Raw genomic sequence first — 21,955 nt, forward strand, 5'->3', positions numbered from 1 at the left:
TTTAGTCCCACGTATCTCTTTTTTTATCCCTCCCTGGAGGACAAACGTGTCTAAGCGTCGTGTAGTTGTGACCGGACTTGGCATGTTGTCTCCTGTCGGCAATACCGTAGAGTCCACCTGGAAAGCTCTCCTTGCCGGTCAGAGCGGCATCAGCCTAATCGACCATTTCGATACTAGCGCCTATGCAACGAAATTTGCTGGCTTAGTAAAGGATTTTAACTGTGAAGAGATCATCTCGCGCAAAGAACAGCGCAAGATGGATGCCTTCATTCAATATGGAATTGTCGCTGGCGTTCAGGCCATGCAGGATTCTGGCCTTGAGATTACGGAAGAGAACGCAACCCGTATCGGCGCCGCTATCGGCTCCGGGATTGGTGGTCTTGGCCTGATCGAGGAAAACCATACATCGCTGATGAATGGCGGACCGCGTAAGATCAGCCCGTTCTTCGTTCCGTCCACGATTGTTAACATGGTGGCAGGTCACCTGACCATTATGTTCGGCCTGCGTGGGCCAAGCATCTCTATCGCTACCGCGTGTACGTCTGGCGTACATAACATCGGCCAGGCCGCGCGTATCATTGCGTACGGCGATGCAGATGCTATGGTTGCGGGCGGTGCTGAAAAAGCCAGTACCCCACTGGGTGTTGGTGGTTTCGGCGCAGCGCGTGCGCTCTCAACCCGTAACGATAACCCTCAGGCGGCGAGCCGTCCGTGGGATAAAGACCGCGATGGTTTCGTGCTGGGTGACGGCGCAGGTATGCTCGTACTGGAAGAGTACGAACATGCGAAAAAACGTGGCGCGAAAATTTATGCTGAAGTCGTTGGCTTCGGGATGAGCAGCGATGCGTATCACATGACGTCTCCTCCGGAGAACGGCGCGGGTGCTGCGCTGGCGATGGAAAATGCGATCCGTGATGCGGGTATTACCCCTGCACAGATTGGCTACGTTAACGCACACGGCACTTCTACTCCTGCAGGCGATAAAGCAGAAGCGCAGGCGGTTAAGTCTATCTTCGGCGAGGCTGCCAGCCGCGTAATGGTCAGCTCCACGAAATCCATGACCGGTCACCTGCTGGGTGCGGCGGGTGCAGTAGAGTCAATCTACTCTATCCTTGCGCTGCGCGATCAGGCTGTGCCGCCAACCATCAACCTGGATAACCCGGATGAAGGTTGCGATCTGGACTTCGTTCCGCACGAAGCGCGTCAGGTTAGCGGTATGGAGTACACCCTGTGTAACTCCTTCGGCTTTGGCGGCACGAATGGTTCTCTGATCTTCAAAAAGGTCTGAGCCTGACTGCCTGAAAGCTATAAAAAAAGGTCCGCTTGGCGGGCCTTTTTTATTAGGGAAAATCCCCTTGTCCGGCTTTTAACATCCTGCCAGACTGAGCCTCCACGCATAAGGAGCCACCATGTTTTTAATTAATGGCCTTGAGCAAGAAACGCTGCCGGCAAGCGACAGGGCAATCCAGTTTGGCGATGGTTGTTTCACCACTGCGCGTATTCTTGACGGTGAGGTGAGCCTGCTTGACGCCCATATCCGTCGTTTACAAAAAGCCTGCGAGAAATTGCTGATTCCCTTCATGCAGTGGGACATTCTCGAGCGCGAGATGCGCCGGCTGGCGTCAGGTAATACAAACGGCGTTTTAAAAGTTATTCTTAGCCGCGGCAGCGGCGGGCGAGGGTACAGCGGTTCCGCCTGTCAGCATCCCACGCGTATTCTTTCCGTGTCAGCGTATCCTGCTCACTATGCGCGCTGGCGTGAGGAGGGGGTAACGCTGACGCTGAGCCCGGTACGGCTGGGGCGAAACCCTATGCTCGCCGGAATAAAACATCTTAACCGCCTTGAACAGGTGCTTATTCGTACTCATCTTGAACAGACGGACGCCGATGAGGCGCTAGTCCTTGACAGCGAAGGGTTCATTACGGAATGCTGTGCGGCTAATTTACTCTGGCGGAAGGGCCGTGAGGTCTTCACCCCTTCGCTGGAGCAGGCTGGGGTTAACGGCATCATGCGCCAGTTTTGTTTGCAACAGCTGGCACATGCAGGCTTTCGCGTTGTCGAAGTAAACGCGAAGGAAGAGGCGCTGCTGTCCGCCGATGAAGTTGTGATCTGCAATGCGCTGATGCCTGTTATACCCGTTCGGGCGTATGGTCAACAGCGCTGGTCTTCGCGAGAGCTCTTTACGTTTTTAGCCCCGATATGTGAGCAAATCAAAAAGTCATGAAGAAAATGTTGCGCTTTGTCCTTCTCCTGATTGTTGCGCTGGGTATTGCCGGCGGAGCGGGAGTATGGAAGGTTCGCCAGCTGGCGGACAGTAAAATCCTGATTAAAGACGAGACGATTTTTACCCTGAAAGCCGGTACCGGGCGGATGGCGCTGGGCGAGCAGCTTTACGGGGATAAAATCATCAACCGTCCACGCGTGTTCCAGTGGTTATTGCGTATCGAGCCTGAACTGTCTCACTTCAAGGCTGGTACCTATCGCTTTACGCCCGGCATGACCGTCAGAGAGATGCTGCAGCTGCTTGAAAGCGGTAAAGAGGCACAGTTCCCGCTGCGCTTTGTTGAAGGGATGCGCTTAAGCGATTACCTCAAGCAGCTGCGTGATGCGCCTTACATCAAGCACACGCTAAAAGACGATCGCTATGAGACGGTCGCCGAGGTGCTGAAATTTGAACATCCTGAGTGGGTGGAAGGCTGGTTCTGGCCAGACACCTGGATGTATACGGCGGGCACGACCGATGTGGCGATTCTTAAACGGGCACACAAAAAGATGGTTGAGGCAGTTGATTCCGCCTGGGAAGGGCGCATGGACGGTCTGCCTTATCAAGATCAAAACCAGTTTGTGACAATGGCCTCGATCATTGAGAAAGAGACGGCCGTGGCGGCCGAGCGCGACCGGGTCGCGTCGGTATTTATCAACCGCCTGCGCATCGGCATGCGTCTGCAAACCGACCCGACCGTTATCTACGGCATGGGCGAGAGCTATGCCGGTAAGATCTCCAGAAAAGATCTGGAGACGCCAACCGCGTATAATACCTACGTGATTAACGGCTTACCGCCGGGCCCGATAGCCACGCCGAGCGAGGCTTCGCTCAAAGCCGCCGCGCACCCGGCCAAAACACCGTACCTCTATTTTGTGGCTGATGGAAAAGGGGGACATACCTTTAACACCAACCTTGCCAGCCATAATCGCTCTGTTCAGGACTATCTGAAGGCACTTAAGGAAAAAAATGCGCAGTAAATACATTGTCATTGAGGGACTCGAAGGGGCGGGTAAAACCACCGCCCGTAACGTGGTAGTGGATACGCTGAAATCGCTTGGCGTCGCTGACATGGTCTTTACCCGTGAGCCGGGCGGTACTCAGCTGGCGGAGAAACTGCGCAGTCTGGTGCTGGATATTAAATCCGTTGGCGACGAGGTTATTACTGACAAAGCCGAAGTGCTGATGTTCTATGCGGCGCGCGTCCAGCTGGTTGAGACCGTGATTAAACCTGCGCTGGCCGACGGCAAGTGGGTGATCGGTGACCGTCACGATCTGTCGACTCAGGCCTATCAGGGTGGCGGACGCGGTATTGACCAGGCGATGCTGGCAACCCTTCGCGATGCCGTACTGGGGGATTTTCGCCCGGACCTGACCCTCTACCTGGATGTGACCCCGGAAGTGGGCCTCAGGCGCGCCCGCGCGCGCGGCGAACTGGACCGCATTGAGCAAGAGTCATTCGATTTCTTTAACCGCACGCGCGCGCGCTATCTTGAGCTGGCCGCACGGGACAGCGCAATTCGTACCATTGACGCCACGCAATCTCTGGACGACGTCACGCGCGATATTCAACAGACCGTTACGCAGTGGCTACAGGAGCAGCAGGCATGAAATGGTATCCATGGTTGCGCCCGCACTTTGAACAGCTGATCGCCAGCTATCAGGCCGGTCGGGGGCATCATGCGTTACTGATTCAGGCGTTGCCGGGAATGGGGGATGATGCGTTGATCTACGCCATCACTCGTTTTCTGATGTGCCAGCAGCCGGAAGGGCATAAAAGCTGCGGTAAATGCCGCGGCTGCCAGCTGATGCAGGCTGGCACGCATCCTGACTATTACACGCTTGAGCCTGAGAAGGGCAAAAGCGCGCTTGGCATTGATGCCGTGCGTGAAGTCAGCGAGAAACTGTACGAACATGCGCGTCTGGGCGGGGCAAAAGTGGTCTGGCTCAACGACGCTGCGTGGCTTACCGAGGCGGCGGCGAACGCGCTGCTTAAAACCCTGGAAGAGCCGCCGGAAAAGACGTGGTTTTTCCTTTCCTGCCGGGACCCGGGACGTTTACTGGCGACGCTGCGCAGCCGTTGTCGTCTTCATCATCTCGCGGTGCCTCAGGAATCGTGGGCGTTGAGCTGGCTTGAGCGAGAGGTGACAACGTCACAAGAGAGTGCGTTGTCTGCGCTGCGCCTCAGCAGCGGCGCCCCCGCGGCGGCGCTGGCATTACTACAGCCTGACGTCTGGTCGCAGCGAGAAACGCTCTGCCGGGCCGTTGAGGCTTCACTTAACAACCAGGACTGGCTGAGTTTACTGCCTGCGCTGAATAGCGATCGGGCCGTCGAGCGTCTGCACTGGCTGGCCTCCTTATTGCTCGATGCGCTAAAAATCCAGCAAGGAGCTACGCTGCTGACTAACCCGGACGCGTGGCCCCTGGTGAACATGCTGGCGAGCCGCCTTACAGGCGCGTCTCTGCACGCTATCCTTCATGATGTTTGCGAGAGCCGCGAACAGCTTTTAACCGTGACGGGTCTTAATCGCGAGCTTTTGCTGACCGACCAGTTACTGCGTATTGAACACTACCTGCAACCGGGCGTTACGCCGCCTGTTTCCCATCTCTGAGAGAGACATTATGTTTTTAGTCGACTCACACTGCCATCTTGATGGCCTGGATTATCAATCCCTGCACAACGACGTGGATGACGTGCTGGCAAAAGCCGCTGCCCGCGATGTGAAATTTTGTCTTGCGGTGGCGACGACGCTGCCGGGGTATCGCTCAATGCGTGAGCTGGTGGGCGTTCGCGATAACGTGGTGTTCTCCTGCGGCGTTCATCCGCTGAACCAGGATGAAGAGTATGACGTAGAAGAGCTGCGCCGACTGGCAGCAGAAGCGGGCGTCGTGGCGATGGGTGAAACCGGGCTGGACTATTTTTACACGCCGGAAACGAAAGCGCGCCAGCAGGCGTCTTTCCGCAACCATATTCGCATCGGCCGCGAACTGAATAAACCGATCATCGTACATACGCGCGATGCGCGCGCCGATACGCTGGCGATCCTCCGGGAAGAAAACGTGACGGATTGCGGTGGCGTACTACACTGTTTCACAGAAGACAGAGAAACGGCGGGTAAACTGCTTGATTTGGGGTTTTATATTTCGTTTTCCGGGATCGTGACGTTCCGTAACGCTGAGCAGCTCCGTGATGCTGCGCGCTATGTCCCGCTCGATCGCATTCTGGTGGAAACAGACTCTCCGTATCTGGCGCCGGTACCGCATCGCGGTAAAGAGAACCAGCCGGCCATGACGCGAGACGTCGCAGAGTACATGGCCGTGCTTAAAGGCGTCAGTATCGAAGAGCTGGCCCGCGTCACGACGCAAAACTTCTCTGCGCTGTTCCATATCGACCCCGCCCGCCTGCAATCCGTCTGATAAGCCTGTTTTTTTTAGGCTCGTAATTAATAAATAAAACGAGTAAAGTTCACCGCCTCATTTGGGGCGGTGACGGTGTTCTTAGAAACATCCAGACATGCTTTTTGTAAATTACTGAAAGTTTTTCGACCGTCTTAAGCTGAAACGTGATAGCCGTCAAACAAACTCAGAGGGAATTATTTTACTCTGTGTAATAAATAAAGGGCGCTTAGATGTCCTGTCCACGGCACGGTACTCCCCCCGGGCCAATGCGTGAAAGCGTAAAAAAAGCACAAATACTCAGGAGCACTCTCAATTATGTTTAAGAATGCATTTGCTAACCTGCAAAAGGTCGGTAAATCGCTGATGCTGCCAGTATCCGTACTGCCTATCGCAGGTATCCTGCTGGGTGTCGGTTCTGCTAACTTCAGCTGGCTGCCAGCCGTAGTTTCCCATGTGATGGCTGAAGCAGGCGGTTCCGTCTTTGCTAACATGCCTCTGATCTTCGCTATCGGTGTGGCGCTGGGCTTCACCAATAACGACGGCGTTTCTGCGCTGGCTGCAGTGGTTGCTTACGGCATCATGGTGAAAACCATGGCTGTGGTTGCGCCGCTGGTTCTGCATTTACCTGCAGAAGAGATTGCCGCGAAACACCTGGCAGATACCGGTGTTCTGGGCGGTATCATCTCCGGTGCGATTGCAGCGTATATGTTCAACCGCTTCTATCGCATCAAGCTGCCTGAGTATCTGGGCTTCTTCGCGGGCAAGCGTTTTGTTCCGATCATTTCTGGTCTGGCAGCGATTTTCACTGGCGTGATCCTGTCCTTCATCTGGCCACCAATCGGTTCCGCTATCCAGACCTTCTCTCAGTGGGCTGCTTACCAGAACCCGGTTGTCGCGTTCGGTATCTACGGCTTCATCGAGCGTTGCCTGGTGCCATTCGGTCTGCACCACATCTGGAACGTTCCATTCCAGATGCAGATTGGTGAATTCACCAACGCAGCAGGTCAGGTGTTCCACGGCGATATCCCACGTTACATGGCGGGTGACCCAACTGCAGGTAAACTGTCTGGTGGCTTCCTGTTCAAAATGTACGGCCTGCCGGCTGCTGCGATTGCAATCTGGCACTCTGCTAAGCCAGAAAACCGTGCAAAAGTGGGCGGTATCATGATCTCTGCAGCGCTGACCTCGTTCCTGACCGGTATCACCGAGCCGATCGAGTTCTCCTTCATGTTCGTTGCGCCAATCCTGTACATCATCCACGCTGTACTGGCTGGCCTGGCGTTCCCAATCTGTATCCTGCTGGGTATGCGTGACGGTACGTCCTTCTCTCACGGCCTGATCGACTTTATCGTTCTGTCCGGTAACAGCAGCAAGCTGTGGCTGTTCCCAATCGTGGGTGCGTGCTACGCCGTTGTTTACTACACCATCTTCCGCGTGCTGATCAAAGCACTGGACCTGAAAACTCCGGGTCGTGAAGATGCAACTGAAGACAGCAAAGCAGGCGCGACCAGCGAAATGGCTCCGGCACTGGTTGCTGCGTTCGGCGGTAAAGAGAACATCACTAACCTGGACGCGTGCATCACTCGTCTGCGTGTGAGCGTTGCCGACGTTGCGAAAGTGGACCAGCCGGGTCTGAAAAAACTGGGTGCAGCGGGCGTGGTTGTTGCAGGTTCGGGCGTTCAGGCTATCTTCGGTACTAAATCCGATAACCTGAAAACCGAAATGGATGAGTACATCCGCAACAGCTAAGCTGTGACCTGGGGAGACTAAGGCAGCCGAATGGCTGCCTTTTTTATTGCTGTGGTTTGTTGTGCCAACACTCAGAAGTCGTAGCTTGCGCTCACTGAAACGTTCAGCGGTGCGCCATAAACCACGTAAGAGCCGACGTAATCGTAATACTCTTTGTCGAACAGGTTGTTGACGTTCGCCTGAATAGCAAAATCTTTGGTGACCTGATAGCGGCTGAACAGGTTAACCAGTCCGTAGCTGCCTTGCTCTGCGCGGGATTGTCCCGCCGGGCCACCGTCCACATCCGTCCACACTTTGTTCTGCCAGTTTACGCCACCGCCCACCGTCAGCGCCGGCAGCATTGGCAGTTGATAACGGGTAAACAGCTTCATTGTCGTGCGCGGCTGATCGGAACTGACAGCGCTGCCGTTCTTATCTTCCGCAATGTAGCGGGTCGCGCCGAACGTCAGCTGCCAGTTATCGGTCAGGGCGCCGTTCAGCTCGAACTCAATCCCTTTGCTGACCACGCCGTCCAGCGATTCATAAATCGACTCACCGCTCGGCATGTAGGTATAGGTGTTGCTCGCCACGTTATCCTGCTCGATGCGGAAAATCGCCAGCGAGGTGGTCAGACGGGTATTAAACCAGTCTGCTTTAACACCGGCTTCGTAGCTTTTGCCCGTGGTTGGATCGAGATAACGTCCGCTGGCGTCGCGCTTGTCCTGCGGCTGGAAGATGGAGGTATAGCTGACGTAGGTCGACCAGTCTTCGTTGATATCGTAGACCAGGCCCGCGTAAGGCGTTACGTCATCTTCAGTGCTTTCCAGACGGGTGTCAGGAGAGCCCGCCGGGTTATAGCGAATGTTGTAGTTGGTGTAGCGCGCCCCGAGGATCAGGTGCAGCGGGTCAGCCAGCGAGAAGCGGGCGGAGGTGTACGCTGAGGACTGGCGAATGTCATCCTGGCTGTAGAGCTTCCAGGGCGTCCACTGCGGATCGGCGATATTTCCGTTCCAGTTTTTGAAATTCCCCACGTCCACCATGCCGTACAGCGCATCCGGCATTCTGTTGTCATAGTGGTTGCGCTGTCGGCTGAAGCTGCCGCCAAACATCATCTCATGCTGGCGGCCGAAAAGATCGAAGCCGCCGCGCAGGAAGGCATCAACCGCATCCTGTTTGCGTTCACCTCTGTTCCAGCCGCCGTAGCCAACCATGCCCGCCCCGGTCTCTTTTTCCGGATAGCCGGACATATACATCAGCTTGCTGTCGAAGTTGGTCTCCGCGTGCATGCCGTTGACGTGCGCTTCCCAGCCGTTGTCGAAACGCTGGGTCAGGTTAGCGAAGATGCGGGTGCTATCCTTGTCTGAGTAGGCCCAGTCAGGCGCGACGGTCTGGCTGCGATTGTAGTCGGTTTTACTCCCGTCGCTGTACCAGGTCGGCAATCCGCCCCAGGTTGGATCGGCGGTGTGGCTTTCCTGATATTCATACCCTACAGAGAGGGTGGTGCTGTCGGTGACGTCCGCATCCACCACGCCGTAGAGGAACTTTTTCCGGTAGTGGTAGTTATCAACGAAGCTGTCGTTGTCCTGATAGCCCGTAATCAGGCGTCCTCGTACCTTCCCGGACTCTACCAGCGGTGCCTGGAGATCCAGCACGTAGCGCTGTTTGTCCCAGCTGCCGTAGCTGGCCGAGACATTGCCTTTGAACTCATTGCTGTCCGCATGCTTACGCACCATATTGACGTACGCCGCCGGGTTACCGGTGCCGGACATCAGCCCGGTCGCGCCGCGAACCACTTCGATACGGTCGTAAATCGCGGTATCGGCGGCGGTGTCGCCGAAGTTCCACACTTCGCTGATGGAGGTTGGCAGGTCGTCAAAAGCGTAGTTACTGACGAAAAATCCGCGCGAGTAAAATACGGTACGATCGCTGTCCTGCACCTGCGCTGTTACGCCAGTCGTGTTGGTTAACACCTGGCCGATAGACTGCAGGTTCTGATCCGCCATGCGCTGTTGGCTAATGACGCTAACGGACTGTGGGATATCACGGGGAACCAGCAACAGCTTTGTGCCGGTGGTGGTGGTTTTTACGCTGTAATCCCGGTCCTGACTTGCGGAAGGATCCTGCGTATTGTCAAAACCTCCATCCACGACGACGGTGTCTTCGGTTGCTGATGCAGCGAAAGCGGTGGCTGGCGTCAATGCCATAGCAATACAGGCTGCCAGCAACGAAGGCGTTGCGACAGGCTGACGTTGCCCATCCCTGGTATGATCAATGAAAGACATTATCAAACCCTTATGAACGGTGAAGAGTGTTTGCGTCAGTCCCACAAATACGGTCTGACGTCGTTTTCTATGTTAAAAATGCGCATGAAAATGCAAATGCGAAATATACGCATTGCCATTAATGCTGTAAACAGATGTGTCGTGCGAAACTGAAATAATGTTTCAGCCCGTTAAGGCACGCGAGCGGTCACTCTTCAGTCAGCTGATGAATATTCAGCAAAGAATTCGGGGGAGAAGGTTGAAAGGACAGGAGAAACTCGCTCATACTCTTGAATTGTGTCACACAGTCCTCCAGAGAGTGTGTTAACAGCGGACGCACCTAACAAAAAAGGAAAAGGTCATGGCTGAAGAAACGATTTTCAGTAAAATTATTCGCCGCGAAATCCCGTCGGATATCGTCTATCAGGATGAACTGGTAACGGCTTTCCGGGACATTTCCCCTCAGGCACCGACACACATCCTTATCATTCCTAATATTCTGATTCCGACCGTAAACGACGTAAAAACCGAGCACGAAGTGGCGTTAGGTCGTATGCTGACGGTGGCGGCGAAAATTGCCGAGCAGGAAGGCATAGCGGAAGACGGTTATCGTCTGATCATGAACTGTAATCGTCATGGCGGCCAGGAAGTTTATCATATTCACATGCATCTGCTGGGTGGACGTCCGCTGGGACCGATGCTGGCTCACAAAGGTCTGTAACATGTTTAAAGGGCGTATTGCAGCGCTGGTAATGACGATGATGGTTGTGGGGTGCAGCACGCGTCCGGCGATCCCCGTCAGCGATGAACAGACGCTGGTGATGGAATCCTCCGTGCTGGCTGCGGGCATCACGGCGCAACAGCCCGCACTGACCATCAGTGAAATTAAATCTTCTGCCTCCTCTACGCTCTATAACGAAAGAAATGAACCGGTGACGGTCCACTACCGTTTTTTCTGGTATGACGTAAGAGGTCTTGAGATGCACCCGCTGGAGGCGCCGCGCAGCGTCACTCTTCCGGCAAGGTCGTCGGTAACGCTCTATGACAGCGCCAGCTATCTGGGTGCGCATAAGGTGAGACTTTATCTTTATCTCTAAGGGGTGAACCTTGATTAAAAATATGAGCCGTTATGCGCTCGTGACCGCATTCGCGCTGTTCCTCGCAGGGTGTGTGACCCGTACAGAACAGCCAGCACCTGTGGAAGAGGCAAAGCCGGGTACCGAGCAGCCGACACCGCCAACGCAGACCCAGCCAACCGTGCCGTCTGTACCGTCTATTCCGTCACAGCCTGGCCCGATTGAACATCAGGACCAGACGTCACAACCTGCGCCGCGCGTGCGCCATTACGACTGGAATGGTGCGATGCAGCCGATGGTCGGTAAAATGCTGCAGGCTCAGGGCGTGACGGCAGGCAGCGTGCTGCTGGTCGATAGCGTGAACAACCGTACCAACGGTTCGCTGAACGCGGGCGAAGCGACAGAAACGCTGCGCAATGCACTGGCAAACAACGGTAAGTTTACGCTGGTCTCTGCTCAGCAGCTCGCGTTAGCCAAACAGCAGCTGGGCCTGTCGCCGCAGGATAGCCTCGGCACCCGCAGCAAGGCGATTGGCATTGCCCGCAACGTTGGCGCCCAGTATGTGCTGTACTCTAATGCGACCGGTAACGTGAATACCCCAGCCCTGCAGATGCAGCTGATGCTGGTTCAGACAGGCGAAATTATCTGGTCAGGTAAAGGTGCGGTTACGCAACAATGACACCACGCGTGAAGAGATTCTGACGCGTTATTTTCCACAGTACCGCCTTATCGCGCCGCAGGCCCACTCCGGGCTTAGCGGCGCGAGTTGCATTATAGCGCGGGGCGCGCACCGTCTGGTCTTGCGGCAGAACCATGATCCCTTCGCCCCGGCTTTCCAGTTTCGCCGTCAGTTTCGCGCCCTCAAACGCCTTCCGTCGGATCTCGTGCCTGAACCCCGATTTTTCAGCAAGGGCTGGATGGCCGTCGACTATCTGGAGGGGGAGGTGAAAAGCGCGCTGCCGGACACCCCAGCGCTTGCGGCGATGCTGTATCATCTGCACCAGCAACAGCGTCTGGGATGGCGAATCGCCTTACTTCCACTGCTGGAAAACTACTGGCAACAAGCCTCTCCAGCAAGACGTACCCCAGTGTGGCTTGCGCATCTCAAACGGCTGCGTAAAGCGGGCGAGCCGCAACCGATTCGGCTCTCGCCGTTACATATGGATGTGCACGCCGGGAACATCGTGCATACGCCACAGGGCGCCAGGCTTATCGACTGGGAATATGCCGGAGACGGCGATGTGGCGCTGGAGCTGGCCGCGGTCTGGACGGAAAGTGAAGCCGCGCGGCAGAAACTCATCAGAGAGTATGCCAGCGTTGCGCACTTTAACGCCGATGCGCTGGCATACCAGGTGAGACGCTGGCGGCCCTGGGTCATCATGCTGATGGCGGGCTGGTTTGAGATGCGTTTGCAGCAGTCCAGAGATAAACAATTTATTGCGCTGGCAGACGATGCCTGGCGCCAGTTACAAACGAAAGGATAAGAGAGGTGAGTGTGGGTCCAGTCATGTTGGATGTAGAAGGGTTTGAGCTGGATGCGGAGGAGCGTGAAATTCTGGCGCATCCGCTGGTGGGCGGCCTGATCCTGTTTACCCGCAACTATCACGATCCGGCGCAACTGCGTGAACTGGTGCGCCAGATCCGCGCCGCGTCGCGCAATCATCTGGTGGTGGCCGTCGATCAGGAAGGCGGCCGCGTGCAGCGTTTTCGCGACGGTTTTACCCGCCTGCCGGCAGCCCAGTCTTTCGCCGCGCTGCTCGGCACGGAAGAGGGTGGGAAACTGGCGCAGGAAGCCGGCTGGCTGATGGCCAGCGAAATGATTGCCATGGATATCGACATCAGCTTTGCCCCGGTGCTGGATGTGGGCCATATCAGCGCCGCGATTGGCGAGCGCTCCTACCATGAAGATCCGCGTATTGCGCTGGAAATTGCGACCCGGTTTATCGACGGGATGCACGAGGCGGGAATGAAAACCACCGGGAAACACTTCCCGGGCCACGGGGCGGTGACGGCGGATTCCCACAAAGAGACCCCGCGCGACCCGCGTCCGGAAGCGGAAATTCGCGCCAAAGATATGTCGGTGTTCCGCTCGCTTATCACCGATAACAAGCTGGACGCCATTATGCCAGCACACGTGATTTACAGCGACGTTGATCCGCGTCCTGCCAGCGGCTCCCCGCACTGGCTGAAAACCGTTCTGCGCCAGGAGCTGGGTTTCAACGGCGTCATTTTCTCCGACGATCTGTCGATGGAAGGGGCGGCAATCATGGGCAGCTATGCTGAGCGCGGTCAGGCCTCGCTGGAAGCAGGTTGCGATATGATCCTGGTCTGCAATAATCGTAAAGGTGCCGTTAGCGTGTTGGATAACCTGTCACCGATCAATGCAGAGCGTGTTACGCATTTGTATCATAAAGGTTCATTTAGCCGTCAGGAGCTGATGGATTCGGCGCGCTGGAAGTCGGTCAACGCCCGGCTTGAAGACCTGAATGAGCGCTGGCAGGCACATAAAGCCAGCCTGTAAACCCTCCCGGAAGGCGTAGCGTGGTGAGAAGACAATGATCATCTATTTACACGGTTTTGACTCAAACAGTCCTGGTAATCATGAGAAGGTGCTACAGCTGCAGTTTATCGATCCCGATGTACGGCTGATTAGCTACAGCACGCGCCATCCGAAGCATGATATGCAGCATCTGCTCAAAGAGGTGGACAAGATGCTGCAGCTTAACGTCGACGATCGCCCGTTGATTTGCGGCGTGGGGCTGGGCGGCTACTGGGCGGAGCGGATTGGCTTCCTGTGCGACATCCGCCAGGTGGTCTTCAATCCTAACCTTTTCCCGAATGAGAACATGGAAGGCAAAATTGACCGCCCGGAAGAGTATGTCGATATTGCGACCAAGTGCGTGAGCAACTTCCGTGAGAAAAACCGCGATCGCTGTCTGGTGATCCTCTCGCGTAATGATGAAGCACTGAACAGCCATCGGGCCGCAGAGCTGCTGCATCACTATTACGAGATCGTCTGGGACGAAGAGCAGACCCACAAGTTCAAGAACATCTCCCCGCACCTCCAGCGCATCAAAGCCTTTAAAACGCTGGGCTAAACCACAGCCTGCCACTTCAGAAACCCGGTCGCGAACGCGCACCGGGTTTCTTTTTGTCCAGAATTGTCTACTTTTAAGCCATCAAAACTTGATGCATATCAATTTTGGTATGACCAATGCGCCTGACGTGTTATTCTCAATGCACCTGAATGGTTTCAGTGCTGTAACCTGTTGTTAATTAAGGGTTATTTTCATAACTTTTAATTAACAATTGGTTAATAATTTGAGGGGGTCACGTTGACTACGCCATTGAAAAAGATAGTGATTGTAGGCGGTGGTGCTGGCGGGCTGGAGCTGGCCACACAGTTAGGCAAGAAGCTGGGGCGCGGTAAAAAAGCCAAAATCACGCTGGTGGATCGTAACCACAGCCACCTGTGGAAACCGCTGCTGCACGAAGTGGCGACCGGCTCACTGGATGAGGGCGTGGACGCGCTGAGCTATCTGGCGCACGCGCGCAACCATCATTTCCAGTTCCAGCTGGGCTCGGTGGTTGACATCAACCGTGAGAGCAAAACCATTACACTGGCCGAGCTGCGTGATGAAAAAGGCGAGCTGCTGGTCCCCGAGCGCAAGCTGGCGTATGACACGCTGGTGATGGCGCTCGGCAGTACCTCCAACGACTTCAACACGCCGGGCGTTAAAGAGCACTGTATCTTCCTCGATAACCCGCACCAGGCGCGTCGTTTCCATCAGGAAATGCTGAACCTGTTCCTGAAGTACACCAGCAATCTGGGTGCGAATGGCAAGGTTAACATTGCCATTGTCGGCGGCGGCGCGACAGGCGTTGAGCTGTCCGCAGAGCTACACAATGCGGTTAAACAGCTGCACAGCTACGGTTACAAAGGGTTAACGAACGATGCGCTGAACGTCACGCTGGTTGAAGCCGGTGAACGCATTCTGCCTGCGCTGCCTCCGCGTATTTCCGGTGCGGCGCACAATGAACTCACCAAGCTGGGCGTGCGGGTGCTGACGCAGACCATGGTGACCAGCGCCGACGAAGGCGGCCTGCACACCAAAGACGGCGAGTATATCAAAGCGGATCTGATGGTCTGGGCGGCCGGTATCAAAGCGCCTGACTTTATGAAAGATATCGGCGGCCTGGAAACCAACCGCATTAACCAGCTGGTCACCGAGCCGACGCTGCAAACCACGCGCGACCCTGAAATCTTCGCTATTGGTGACTGTGCTTCCTGCGCGCGTCCTGAAGGGGGCTTCGTGCCGCCGCGCGCTCAGGCCGCGCACCAGATGGCAAGCCTGGTGCTGCACAACATCCTGGCGCAGTACAAAGGCAAGCCAATGAAGGCGTATGTCTATAAAGACCACGGTTCGCTGGTATCGCTGTCAAACTTCTCTACCGTCGGTAGCCTGATGGGTAACCTGATGCGTGGCTCGATGATGGTGGAAGGGCGCATTGCACGCTTCGTGTATATCTCCCTGTACCGTATGCACCAGATCGCGCTGCACGGCTACTTTAAAACGGGCCTGATGATGCTGGTGGGCAGAATCAACCGCGTCATTCGTCCACGTCTGAAGCTGCACTAATCTTTCACTCCCTCCGGGCCATCCGGAGGGATTTTTTAGCATATCATGCTGCTCGTCGTGGATTAGGTGCCTAAGAGTTCTCCTAAACGCGATATATCTCTCCCCGATGTCCACTTTTTGATCCTTTGTCTTATTGGCGAAGCCGCGCCTCCATAGCAGAATTGTTACCAATAGCAACAAAGGAGGAAGTCCCGTGAATAAATCAATGTTGGCGGGTATAGGGATCGGCGTCGCAGCTGCGTTAGGTGTGGCTGCTGTTGCCAGTCTCAACGTTTTAGATCGCGGCCCGCAGTATGCGCAGGTGGTTTCTGCAACGCCTATTAAAGAAACCGTAAAAACCCCACGTCAGGAGTGCCGTAACGTCTCCGTAACCCACCGTCGTCCGGTACAGGATGAAAACCGTATTGCCGGCTCTGTTCTGGGTGCGGTAGCGGGTGGGGTGATTGGTCACCAGTTTGGCGGTGGCCGGGGTAAAGATGTCGCGACCGTGGTCGGCGCGCTGGGTGGCGGCTATGCCGGTAACCAGGTGCAGGGCGCAATGCAGGATAACGATACTTACACCACGACCCAGCAGCGCTGTAAAACCGTCTATGACAAGTCGGAAAAAATGCTGGGCTATGACGTGACCTACAAAATTGGCGATCAGCAGGGCAAAATCCGCATGGATAAAGACCCGGGCACCCAAATTCCACTGGATGGAAACGGCCAGCTGGTACTGAATAACAAAGCGTAAAAAAGATGTTCTCTGAACTTAGCTCCTCAAGCGCTCAGGCTGAGGAGCTTTTTTTTTGCGTCAGATTTTGAGCAGTTCAGGCCACAGGCGCAGCGTGGTGTCGGAAATGTTCTGCAGTTTTTCCAGCGTCGCCCCTTCACGGGCGCTGATCGACATTCCCTGTAAAATACAGCTCAGGTATTGCGCCAGCATCTGAGGCTGGCAGTGCGCGGGAATTTCACCGCGCTGCTGGCGCTGAGCCAGAAATGCGCTGAGCGTCTCCTCCTGCATCGCATGACGCGATTTCACCGTATTGGCGATCTCTTTTGATGCTGCCGCCAGGGTGGCAGAGGTGTTAATCATAAAGCAGCCCGCGGGCGTATCTTTACTGGTGAAGCAGGTGGCAACGGCGGTGAAGTAATCCCGTAGCGCCTGTTCAACGCTTTTCTCTTCACAAAATAGCTGGGCTTCGTGTTTCGCCGCAAAGCGCGAAATGTACCTGTCCAGCACCGCCCTGAACAGCCCCTCTTTATTGGTAAATTCAGCATAAAGCGTCGGCGCTTTAGCTCCGGTGGCTTCTACCAGATCGGAAAGCGAGGTCGCTTCATACCCATGTTGCCAGAAGAGAGTCATGGCCTTATCAAGCGCTGCATCCCTGTCAAACACTTTTGGTCGGCCACGGCTTTTCTTCACACAACTCGTGACGTCGGTTGTCATTTGCCGTTGGTCCTCTGTTGGTTTGTTGAATAACCATTATAAAAATAAACGCAACCCACCACCAGTGCAGAATGCTTAAAAATAAATTAATCATATATGTATGAAAAATAACAAGTTTAAAAATTAATTAATACTCGTTATAAAAATATGTTGACGCGTGAGCTGGATCACATTTATTATTTACCTATCGATCGTTAACTAAATAGATAACGACCAAAAAATTCATCTGCCAAAGGTAAACATTATGAAAAACGTAAAAACCCTCATCGCTGCTGCTGTACTGAGTTCACTCTCTTTCGCAAGCTTTGCTGCTGTACAGGTACAATCCACTCCAGCCGATCAGCATAAAGTCGGGACGATTTCTGCGTCTGCCGGGACTAACCTGGGCTCTCTGGAAGATCAGCTAGCACAAAAAGCGGAAGCAATGGGTGCAAAATCTTACCGCATCACCTCTGTGACCGGTCCTAACACCCTGCACGGCACCGCTGTCATCTACAAATAAGCCGGGCATAAACCCTCATTTATGCCACTGCAATAAAAAACGCCCTGCTTAGCAGGGCGTTTTACTTTCCGTCTTACATGGACTGCTGGACGACATCGTGATGCCGGGTGACATCGGTCGGCATGCCTGACCGCGCTTCCATCGCGCGCTCCATCACCAGGCTATCGGTATTCGCATTCGTTTTGAAGCTCACCATCGCGGCATTCAGGTTAATGGGTAACGTCTGGGGATCGTCGCCGATATTTTTTGATAGCGGCTGGTGAATCTCAACCAGCCGCACGCCGCCTGGCTCTTCAGAGACCTTAATCGGCGTATTGATAATATTCACCTTCGTTCCCGGCGTAACGACGTTAAACAGCGTTTTGATATCGTCATCGCGCAGACGAATGCAGCCGGAGCTGACGCGCATGCCGATGCCAAAATCCGCGTTCGTACCGTGCAGCAGGTACACACCGCCATATGCGGCAAGGCGGATCGCGTGATGACCCATCGGGTTATCCGGGCCTGCCGGAACCACGGCAGGAAGATCGATGCCCTGGGCCTTATAGCGGGCGCGAATGTTGGCCGTCGGCGTCCAGGTTGGGTTGGCGCGTTTATCCGAGACGGTGGTGACCATCGTCGGCGTCAGCGTATCGCCGCCCAGTTGACCAATACCGATAGGGTAGACGGTAACCTCATTTTTACCCGGCGGGTAATAGTACAAACGCAACTCCGCCAGGTTGATCACGATCCCCTCCCGCGGAGCGTCCGGCAGGATAGTCTGTAACGGAATGGTCAGTACGCTGCCCGCGCGCGGGACGTACGGATCGACGCCGGGGTTCGCCTGCAGCAGGGCCAGAAAACCGACGTTATATTTTTTGGCTATCGCTTCAAGAGAGCCACCATTGTTTTCAACCACATGAAAACGGTTTTCGCCCACCACCTTGCTGCCGGGCGGGGGAAGGGGCCAGGTGTTTGCCCGAGCAGGAAGCGCAACCGCGACGGTGGCTGCCAGCGCAAACAGGGTTATCCAGCGGGTAAAACGCGAAGAGGTCATCATCACCATAATCCATAAAAATGATAAGGTTATTGTTTTATAAGGGGTTAAAGATAATTATGGCGAATGGGTGTGTCGGGAAGATCGGGTGAAGTGCAAAGAGTTTGTAAATTGTCCCCCCGCCAGCACTGCGCTAACGGGGGGAAGGGCGAGTTACGCGACAGCGTTCTCTTCCAGCTGTTGCATAAAGTTACGCACCCAGTCCATGCGCGTTTTGCGCTCCGTCAGCTCCTGGGTAAATTTCAGTCGCGTCGGGCCATCAAGACGGAAGTGCTGCGGCTGTTTTTGCAGCAGGCCGATCAGCCACATCGGGTTGACGTGGTTCTTCTCGGCAAATTCAATGACGCCGCCTTTTTCGTTGCCCTCAAGCTTGCGAATGCCCAGCTTCTGCGCCTGCTGGCGCAGGCGCGCGATATCCAGCAGGTTACGCGCAGCATCTGGCAGCAGGCCGAAGCGGTCGATCAGCTCAACCTTAATTTCTTCCAGCTCGTTTTCCGTCTTCGCGCTGGCGATGCGCTTGTAGAACGACAGGCGGGTATTCACGTCCGGAATGAAATCGTCCGGCAGCAGGGAAGGCATTCGCAGCTCGACCTCGGTTTGCTGGCTGGTCAAATCTTCCAGAGACGGCTCGCGCCCGGCCTTCAGGGCGTCCACCGCGTTTTCCAGCAGCTCCATATAGAGCGAGAAGCCGATGGTCTCCATGGAGCCGCTCTGGTCCTCACCCAGCAGTTCACCCGCGCCGCGGATCTCCAGGTCGTGCGTGGCAAGCGCGAAGCCTGCGCCGAGGTCTTCCAGCGAGGCGATAGCTTCCAGGCGCTTTTGCGCGTCGGTGGTCATCGCTTTCGGATGCGGTGTCAGCAGCCAGGCGTAGGCCTGATGGTGCGAACGCCCGACGCGGCCGCGCAGCTGGTGAAGCTGGGCCAGGCCGAAGTGATCCGCGCGTTCGATGATAATCGTGTTCGCCGTTGGAATGTCGATCCCGGTTTCGATGATGGTGGTACACACCAGCACGTTAAAGCGCTGGTGGTGGAAGTCGTTCATCACCCGCTCCAGCTCGCGTTCGCGCATCTGTCCGTGACCGATGGCAACACGCGCTTCCGGTACCAGTTCCGCCAGCCTGTCGGCGGCTTTCTGGATATTTTCCACGTCGTTATACAGGTAATAGACCTGACCCCCACGCAGCACTTCACGCAGAATGGCCTCACGCACCACCAGATTGTCGTACTCGCGGACAAAGGTTTTTACCGCCAGACGACGCGCCGGCGGCGTGGCGATAATCGACAGATCGCGCATACCGCTCATCGCCATGTTCAGCGTGCGCGGGATCGGCGTGGCGGTCAGGGTCAGGATGTCGACGTCCGCGCGCATCGCTTTGATGCGCTCTTTATGGCGCACCCCGAAGCGGTGCTCTTCGTCGACGATCAGCAGCCCCAAATCTTTCCACTTCACGTCGCTTTGCAGCAGCTTGTGGGTGCCGATCAGAATATCGATCTTGCCTTCGCTTGCCTGCTCCAGGATCTGCGTCTGCTCTTTGGTGCTGCGAAAACGCGACAGCATCTCGATGCGTACCGGCCAGTTGGCGAAGCGGTCGCGGAAGTTGTCGAAGTGCTGCTGGGCGAGCAGGGTGGTCGGCACCAGCACCGCCACCTGCTTGTTGTTTTCCACCGCAAGGAAGGCGGCGCGCATTGCCACTTCGGTTTTGCCGAAGCCGACGTCGCCGCAGACTAAGCGGTCCATTGCCAGCGGCTGGCACATGTCGCTCAGCACGGCATTAATGGCCTGGGCCTGATCCGGCGTAGTTTCAAACGGGAAGCTGTCGCAGAACAACTGGTACTGTTCTTTGTCGTGCTTAAAGGCGAAGCCCTCTTTGGCCGCGCGCTGGGCGTAGATATCCAGCAGTTCGGCCGCCACGTCGCGCACTTTTTCCGCCGCTTTCTGGCGTGCACGCGCCCAGGCGTCGCCGCCCAGCTTGTGCAGCGGCGCATTTTCCTCCGCGCCGCCCGCATAGCGGCTGATCAGGTGCAGCGACGAGACCGGTACATAGAGTTTGGCGTCGTTGGCGTAGGTCAGCATCAGGTACTCACCTTTGATACCGCCCGCTTCCAGCGTGGTCATCCCCTGATAGCGGCCAACGCCGTGCTCCAGGTGAACAATCGGCTGGCCTGGATGCAGCTCGGCCAGGTTGCGGATCAGCGTGTCCGGGTTGATGGTCCGACGGCTGTCCTGACGGCGGCGCGCGACGCGCTCGCCCAGCAGGTCGCTTTCGCAAATCAGCGCCAGGTTGTTGAGCGTGTCAATGAACCCGTGCTCGGCGGCGCCAATCATCAGGTAACGACCGTTTCCGGTCGCTTCGCTCAGGCGAAGAATGCGCTTCGGCGCCACCTTAATGCGTCCCAGCAGCTCACCGAGCGCCTCGCGGCGGCCTTCACTCTCAACGGAGAACACCACCGGCCCGGTAAAGGATTCCAGGAACTTGCGCAGATTATCCAGCGGCGATTTCTGCTGAGCTTGAACGGCCAGCTCCGGCAGCGTGCGGAAGGCGAGGTTGGTGTTGGCGGCCTTATCGGCAAGCGAATCGGTTTTCAGCTGCATGCGCGGCCAGCGCTTCAGCTCGGCGTTGAGTTCGTCGGTGCGCAGCCACAGCGCTTCCGGTGGCAGGAGCGGACGCATCGGGTCAACGCCCCGGTTTTCGAAGCGCGCGCGGGTTTCGCTTTCAAAGCGGCTGGCGCTGGCGTCGATATCGCCGGTGTTCACAATCAGGGTATTCGCCGGGAAGTAGCTGAACAGGGCGGGCAGCGGCTCGCTGAAGAACAGCGGCTGCCAGTATTCGATTCCGGCCGGGAGCGTGCCTTTGCTGACCTGCTGATAGATATGTTCTGCATCACGCTTTACGTCGAACCTGTCGCGCCACTGGCTGCGGAACAGCTCGATGGCGGTTTTGTCCGTCGGGAATTCGTGGGCAGGCAGTAAATTGATGGATTCCACCTCTTCCAGCGTGCGCTGGGTGTCGGCATCGAACACGCGCAGGCTGTCGATTTCATCATCAAAGAAATCCAGACGATACGGCTGGTCGCTGCCCATCGGGTAAAGGTCGAGCAGCGCGCCGCGGGTGGCATATTCCCCGTGCTCCATGACCTGATCGACATGGCGATATCCGGCACCGTCAAGCTGGTCTCGCAGGGTGTCGCGAGACAGGCGCTGGCCTTTTTTCATCACCAGCGCGTGGCCGTGCAGATAGCTGTGCGGGCAGACGCGCTGCATCAGGGTATTCACCGGCACAATCAGCACGCCGCGCTGCATGGTCGGGAGTTGATATAGTGTCGACAGGCGCGAGGAGATGATCTCCTGATGCGGGGAGAAACTGTCATACGGCAGCGTTTCCCAGTCGGCCAGGCTGAACACCAGGCTATCGGTGAACTGGCGGATTTCATCGTGCAGGCGCAGGGCGTTTTGCATATCCGGGGCAACCAGCACCACCGGGCCAGGGTGCCGCTCAGCGATTTCTGCCACCAGCGTGGCGCAGGCCGCGCCCGTGAGTTCACCCAGCTGGCGCTGGTCGCCCGCTTTGACGGGCAAGGAATAACGATAGTGTTCAGGCATGGCTATGTCAGAGTCTCTTA

General features: G+C 56.1%; 20 protein-coding genes. 16 read left to right on the forward strand and 4 right to left on the reverse strand.

Annotated elements, in window-relative coordinates; all coding sequences use genetic code 11:
* Positions 1–46: 46 nt before the first annotated feature.
* From fabF to ptsG, 7 genes are all read left to right on the forward strand, one after another.
* Entirely contained in the window at positions 47–1,288 is a 1,242-nt protein-coding gene (fabF, locus tag DG357_RS08840) for a beta-ketoacyl-ACP synthase II (RefSeq protein WP_045630098.1), read from the forward strand.
* A 121-nt stretch (positions 1,289–1,409) separates the two neighbouring features.
* A complete protein-coding gene (gene pabC / locus DG357_RS08845; RefSeq protein ID WP_048956769.1) occupies positions 1,410–2,225 on the forward strand; it encodes an aminodeoxychorismate lyase in 816 nt (271 codons plus the stop codon).
* Entirely contained in the window at positions 2,222–3,244 is a 1,023-nt protein-coding gene (gene yceG / locus DG357_RS08850; RefSeq protein WP_041910512.1) for a cell division protein YceG, read from the forward strand. The genes pabC and yceG overlap by 4 nt, the downstream gene beginning before the upstream one ends.
* Positions 3,234–3,875 (forward strand): dTMP kinase, encoded by a 642-nt coding sequence (gene tmk, locus DG357_RS08855; protein ID WP_041910511.1) that lies wholly within the window; start codon positions 3,234–3,236, stop codon positions 3,873–3,875. The genes yceG and tmk overlap by 11 nt, the downstream gene beginning before the upstream one ends.
* Positions 3,872–4,876, forward strand: a complete 1,005-nt coding sequence (holB, locus tag DG357_RS08860; RefSeq protein ID WP_088205003.1) for a DNA polymerase III subunit delta' — start codon at positions 3,872–3,874, stop codon at positions 4,874–4,876. The genes tmk and holB overlap by 4 nt, the downstream gene beginning before the upstream one ends.
* Positions 4,877–4,886: 10 nt before the next feature.
* Positions 4,887–5,681, forward strand: coding sequence for a metal-dependent hydrolase (locus DG357_RS08865; RefSeq protein ID WP_088205004.1), 795 nt, complete (start codon positions 4,887–4,889; stop codon positions 5,679–5,681).
* Between the two features lie 297 nt (positions 5,682–5,978).
* Complete coding sequence (gene ptsG, locus DG357_RS08870; RefSeq protein ID WP_028012724.1) at positions 5,979–7,412, forward strand: PTS glucose transporter subunit IIBC; 1,434 nt, start codon at positions 5,979–5,981, stop codon at positions 7,410–7,412.
* Between the two features lie 71 nt (positions 7,413–7,483).
* Here the strand turns inward: ptsG and fhuE are convergent, their stop codons facing one another.
* Positions 7,484–9,673, reverse strand: coding sequence for a ferric-rhodotorulic acid/ferric-coprogen receptor FhuE (fhuE, locus tag DG357_RS08875; RefSeq protein WP_088205005.1), 2,190 nt, complete (start codon positions 9,671–9,673; stop codon positions 7,484–7,486).
* Between the two features lie 340 nt (positions 9,674–10,013).
* Between fhuE and hinT the strand changes: the two genes are divergently transcribed.
* From hinT to DG357_RS08915, 8 genes are all read left to right on the forward strand, one after another.
* Positions 10,014–10,373: a purine nucleoside phosphoramidase gene (hinT, locus tag DG357_RS08880; RefSeq protein ID WP_006809243.1), complete on the forward strand. Its 360-nt coding sequence runs from the start codon at positions 10,014–10,016 to the stop codon at positions 10,371–10,373.
* A gap of 1 nt (position 10,374) precedes the next feature.
* Complete coding sequence (locus tag DG357_RS08885) at positions 10,375–10,749, forward strand: YcfL family protein (RefSeq protein ID WP_041910507.1); 375 nt, start codon at positions 10,375–10,377, stop codon at positions 10,747–10,749.
* A 13-nt stretch (positions 10,750–10,762) separates the two neighbouring features.
* Positions 10,763–11,407: a penicillin-binding protein activator LpoB gene (gene lpoB, locus DG357_RS08890; RefSeq protein WP_088205017.1), complete on the forward strand. Its 645-nt coding sequence runs from the start codon at positions 10,763–10,765 to the stop codon at positions 11,405–11,407.
* Positions 11,388–12,212, forward strand: a complete 825-nt coding sequence (gene thiK, locus DG357_RS08895; protein ID WP_088205006.1) for a thiamine kinase — start codon at positions 11,388–11,390, stop codon at positions 12,210–12,212. The genes lpoB and thiK overlap by 20 nt, the downstream gene beginning before the upstream one ends.
* A gap of 11 nt (positions 12,213–12,223) precedes the next feature.
* Entirely contained in the window at positions 12,224–13,249 is a 1,026-nt protein-coding gene (gene nagZ, locus DG357_RS08900) for a beta-N-acetylhexosaminidase (RefSeq protein ID WP_088205018.1), read from the forward strand.
* A 34-nt stretch (positions 13,250–13,283) separates the two neighbouring features.
* The gene (gene ycfP, locus DG357_RS08905; RefSeq protein WP_008500781.1) at positions 13,284–13,826 is read left to right on the forward strand and encodes an alpha/beta hydrolase YcfP; all 543 of its coding nucleotides are present in this window, start codon (positions 13,284–13,286) and stop codon (positions 13,824–13,826) included.
* 237 nt (positions 13,827–14,063) lie between these two features.
* Positions 14,064–15,368 carry an NAD(P)/FAD-dependent oxidoreductase gene (locus DG357_RS08910; RefSeq protein ID WP_080327508.1) on the forward strand — a complete coding sequence of 435 codons (1,305 nt, stop codon included), beginning with the start codon at positions 14,064–14,066 and terminating at the stop codon, positions 15,366–15,368.
* A 193-nt stretch (positions 15,369–15,561) separates the two neighbouring features.
* A complete protein-coding gene (locus DG357_RS08915; protein WP_028012731.1) occupies positions 15,562–16,101 on the forward strand; it encodes a glycine zipper 2TM domain-containing protein in 540 nt (179 codons plus the stop codon).
* Positions 16,102–16,161: 60 nt separating this feature from the next.
* Here DG357_RS08915 and comR read toward each other — a convergent pair whose 3' ends face one another.
* Positions 16,162–16,797, reverse strand: a complete 636-nt coding sequence (gene comR / locus DG357_RS08920) for a TetR family copper-responsive transcriptional repressor ComR (protein WP_048959700.1) — start codon at positions 16,795–16,797, stop codon at positions 16,162–16,164.
* Positions 16,798–17,041: 244 nt separating this feature from the next.
* On the opposite strand from comR, the gene bhsA reads away from it, so the two are divergent.
* On the forward strand, positions 17,042–17,299 hold the full coding sequence (bhsA, locus tag DG357_RS08930; RefSeq protein WP_023332711.1) for a multiple stress resistance protein BhsA: 258 nt from the start codon (positions 17,042–17,044) through the stop codon (positions 17,297–17,299).
* Positions 17,300–17,372: 73 nt separating this feature from the next.
* Here the strand turns inward: bhsA and ldtC are convergent, their stop codons facing one another.
* Both ldtC and mfd read right to left on the reverse strand, forming a co-directional pair.
* Positions 17,373–18,338, reverse strand: a complete 966-nt coding sequence (gene ldtC, locus DG357_RS08935) for a L,D-transpeptidase LdtC (protein ID WP_048959701.1) — start codon at positions 18,336–18,338, stop codon at positions 17,373–17,375.
* A gap of 150 nt (positions 18,339–18,488) precedes the next feature.
* Positions 18,489–21,935: a transcription-repair coupling factor gene (gene mfd / locus DG357_RS08940; protein WP_088205007.1), complete on the reverse strand. Its 3,447-nt coding sequence runs from the start codon at positions 21,933–21,935 to the stop codon at positions 18,489–18,491.
* Positions 21,936–21,955: the final 20 nt, after the last annotated feature.

The organism is Enterobacter bugandensis (genome assembly GCF_900324475.1).
Classification (GTDB): domain Bacteria; phylum Pseudomonadota; class Gammaproteobacteria; order Enterobacterales; family Enterobacteriaceae; genus Enterobacter; species Enterobacter bugandensis.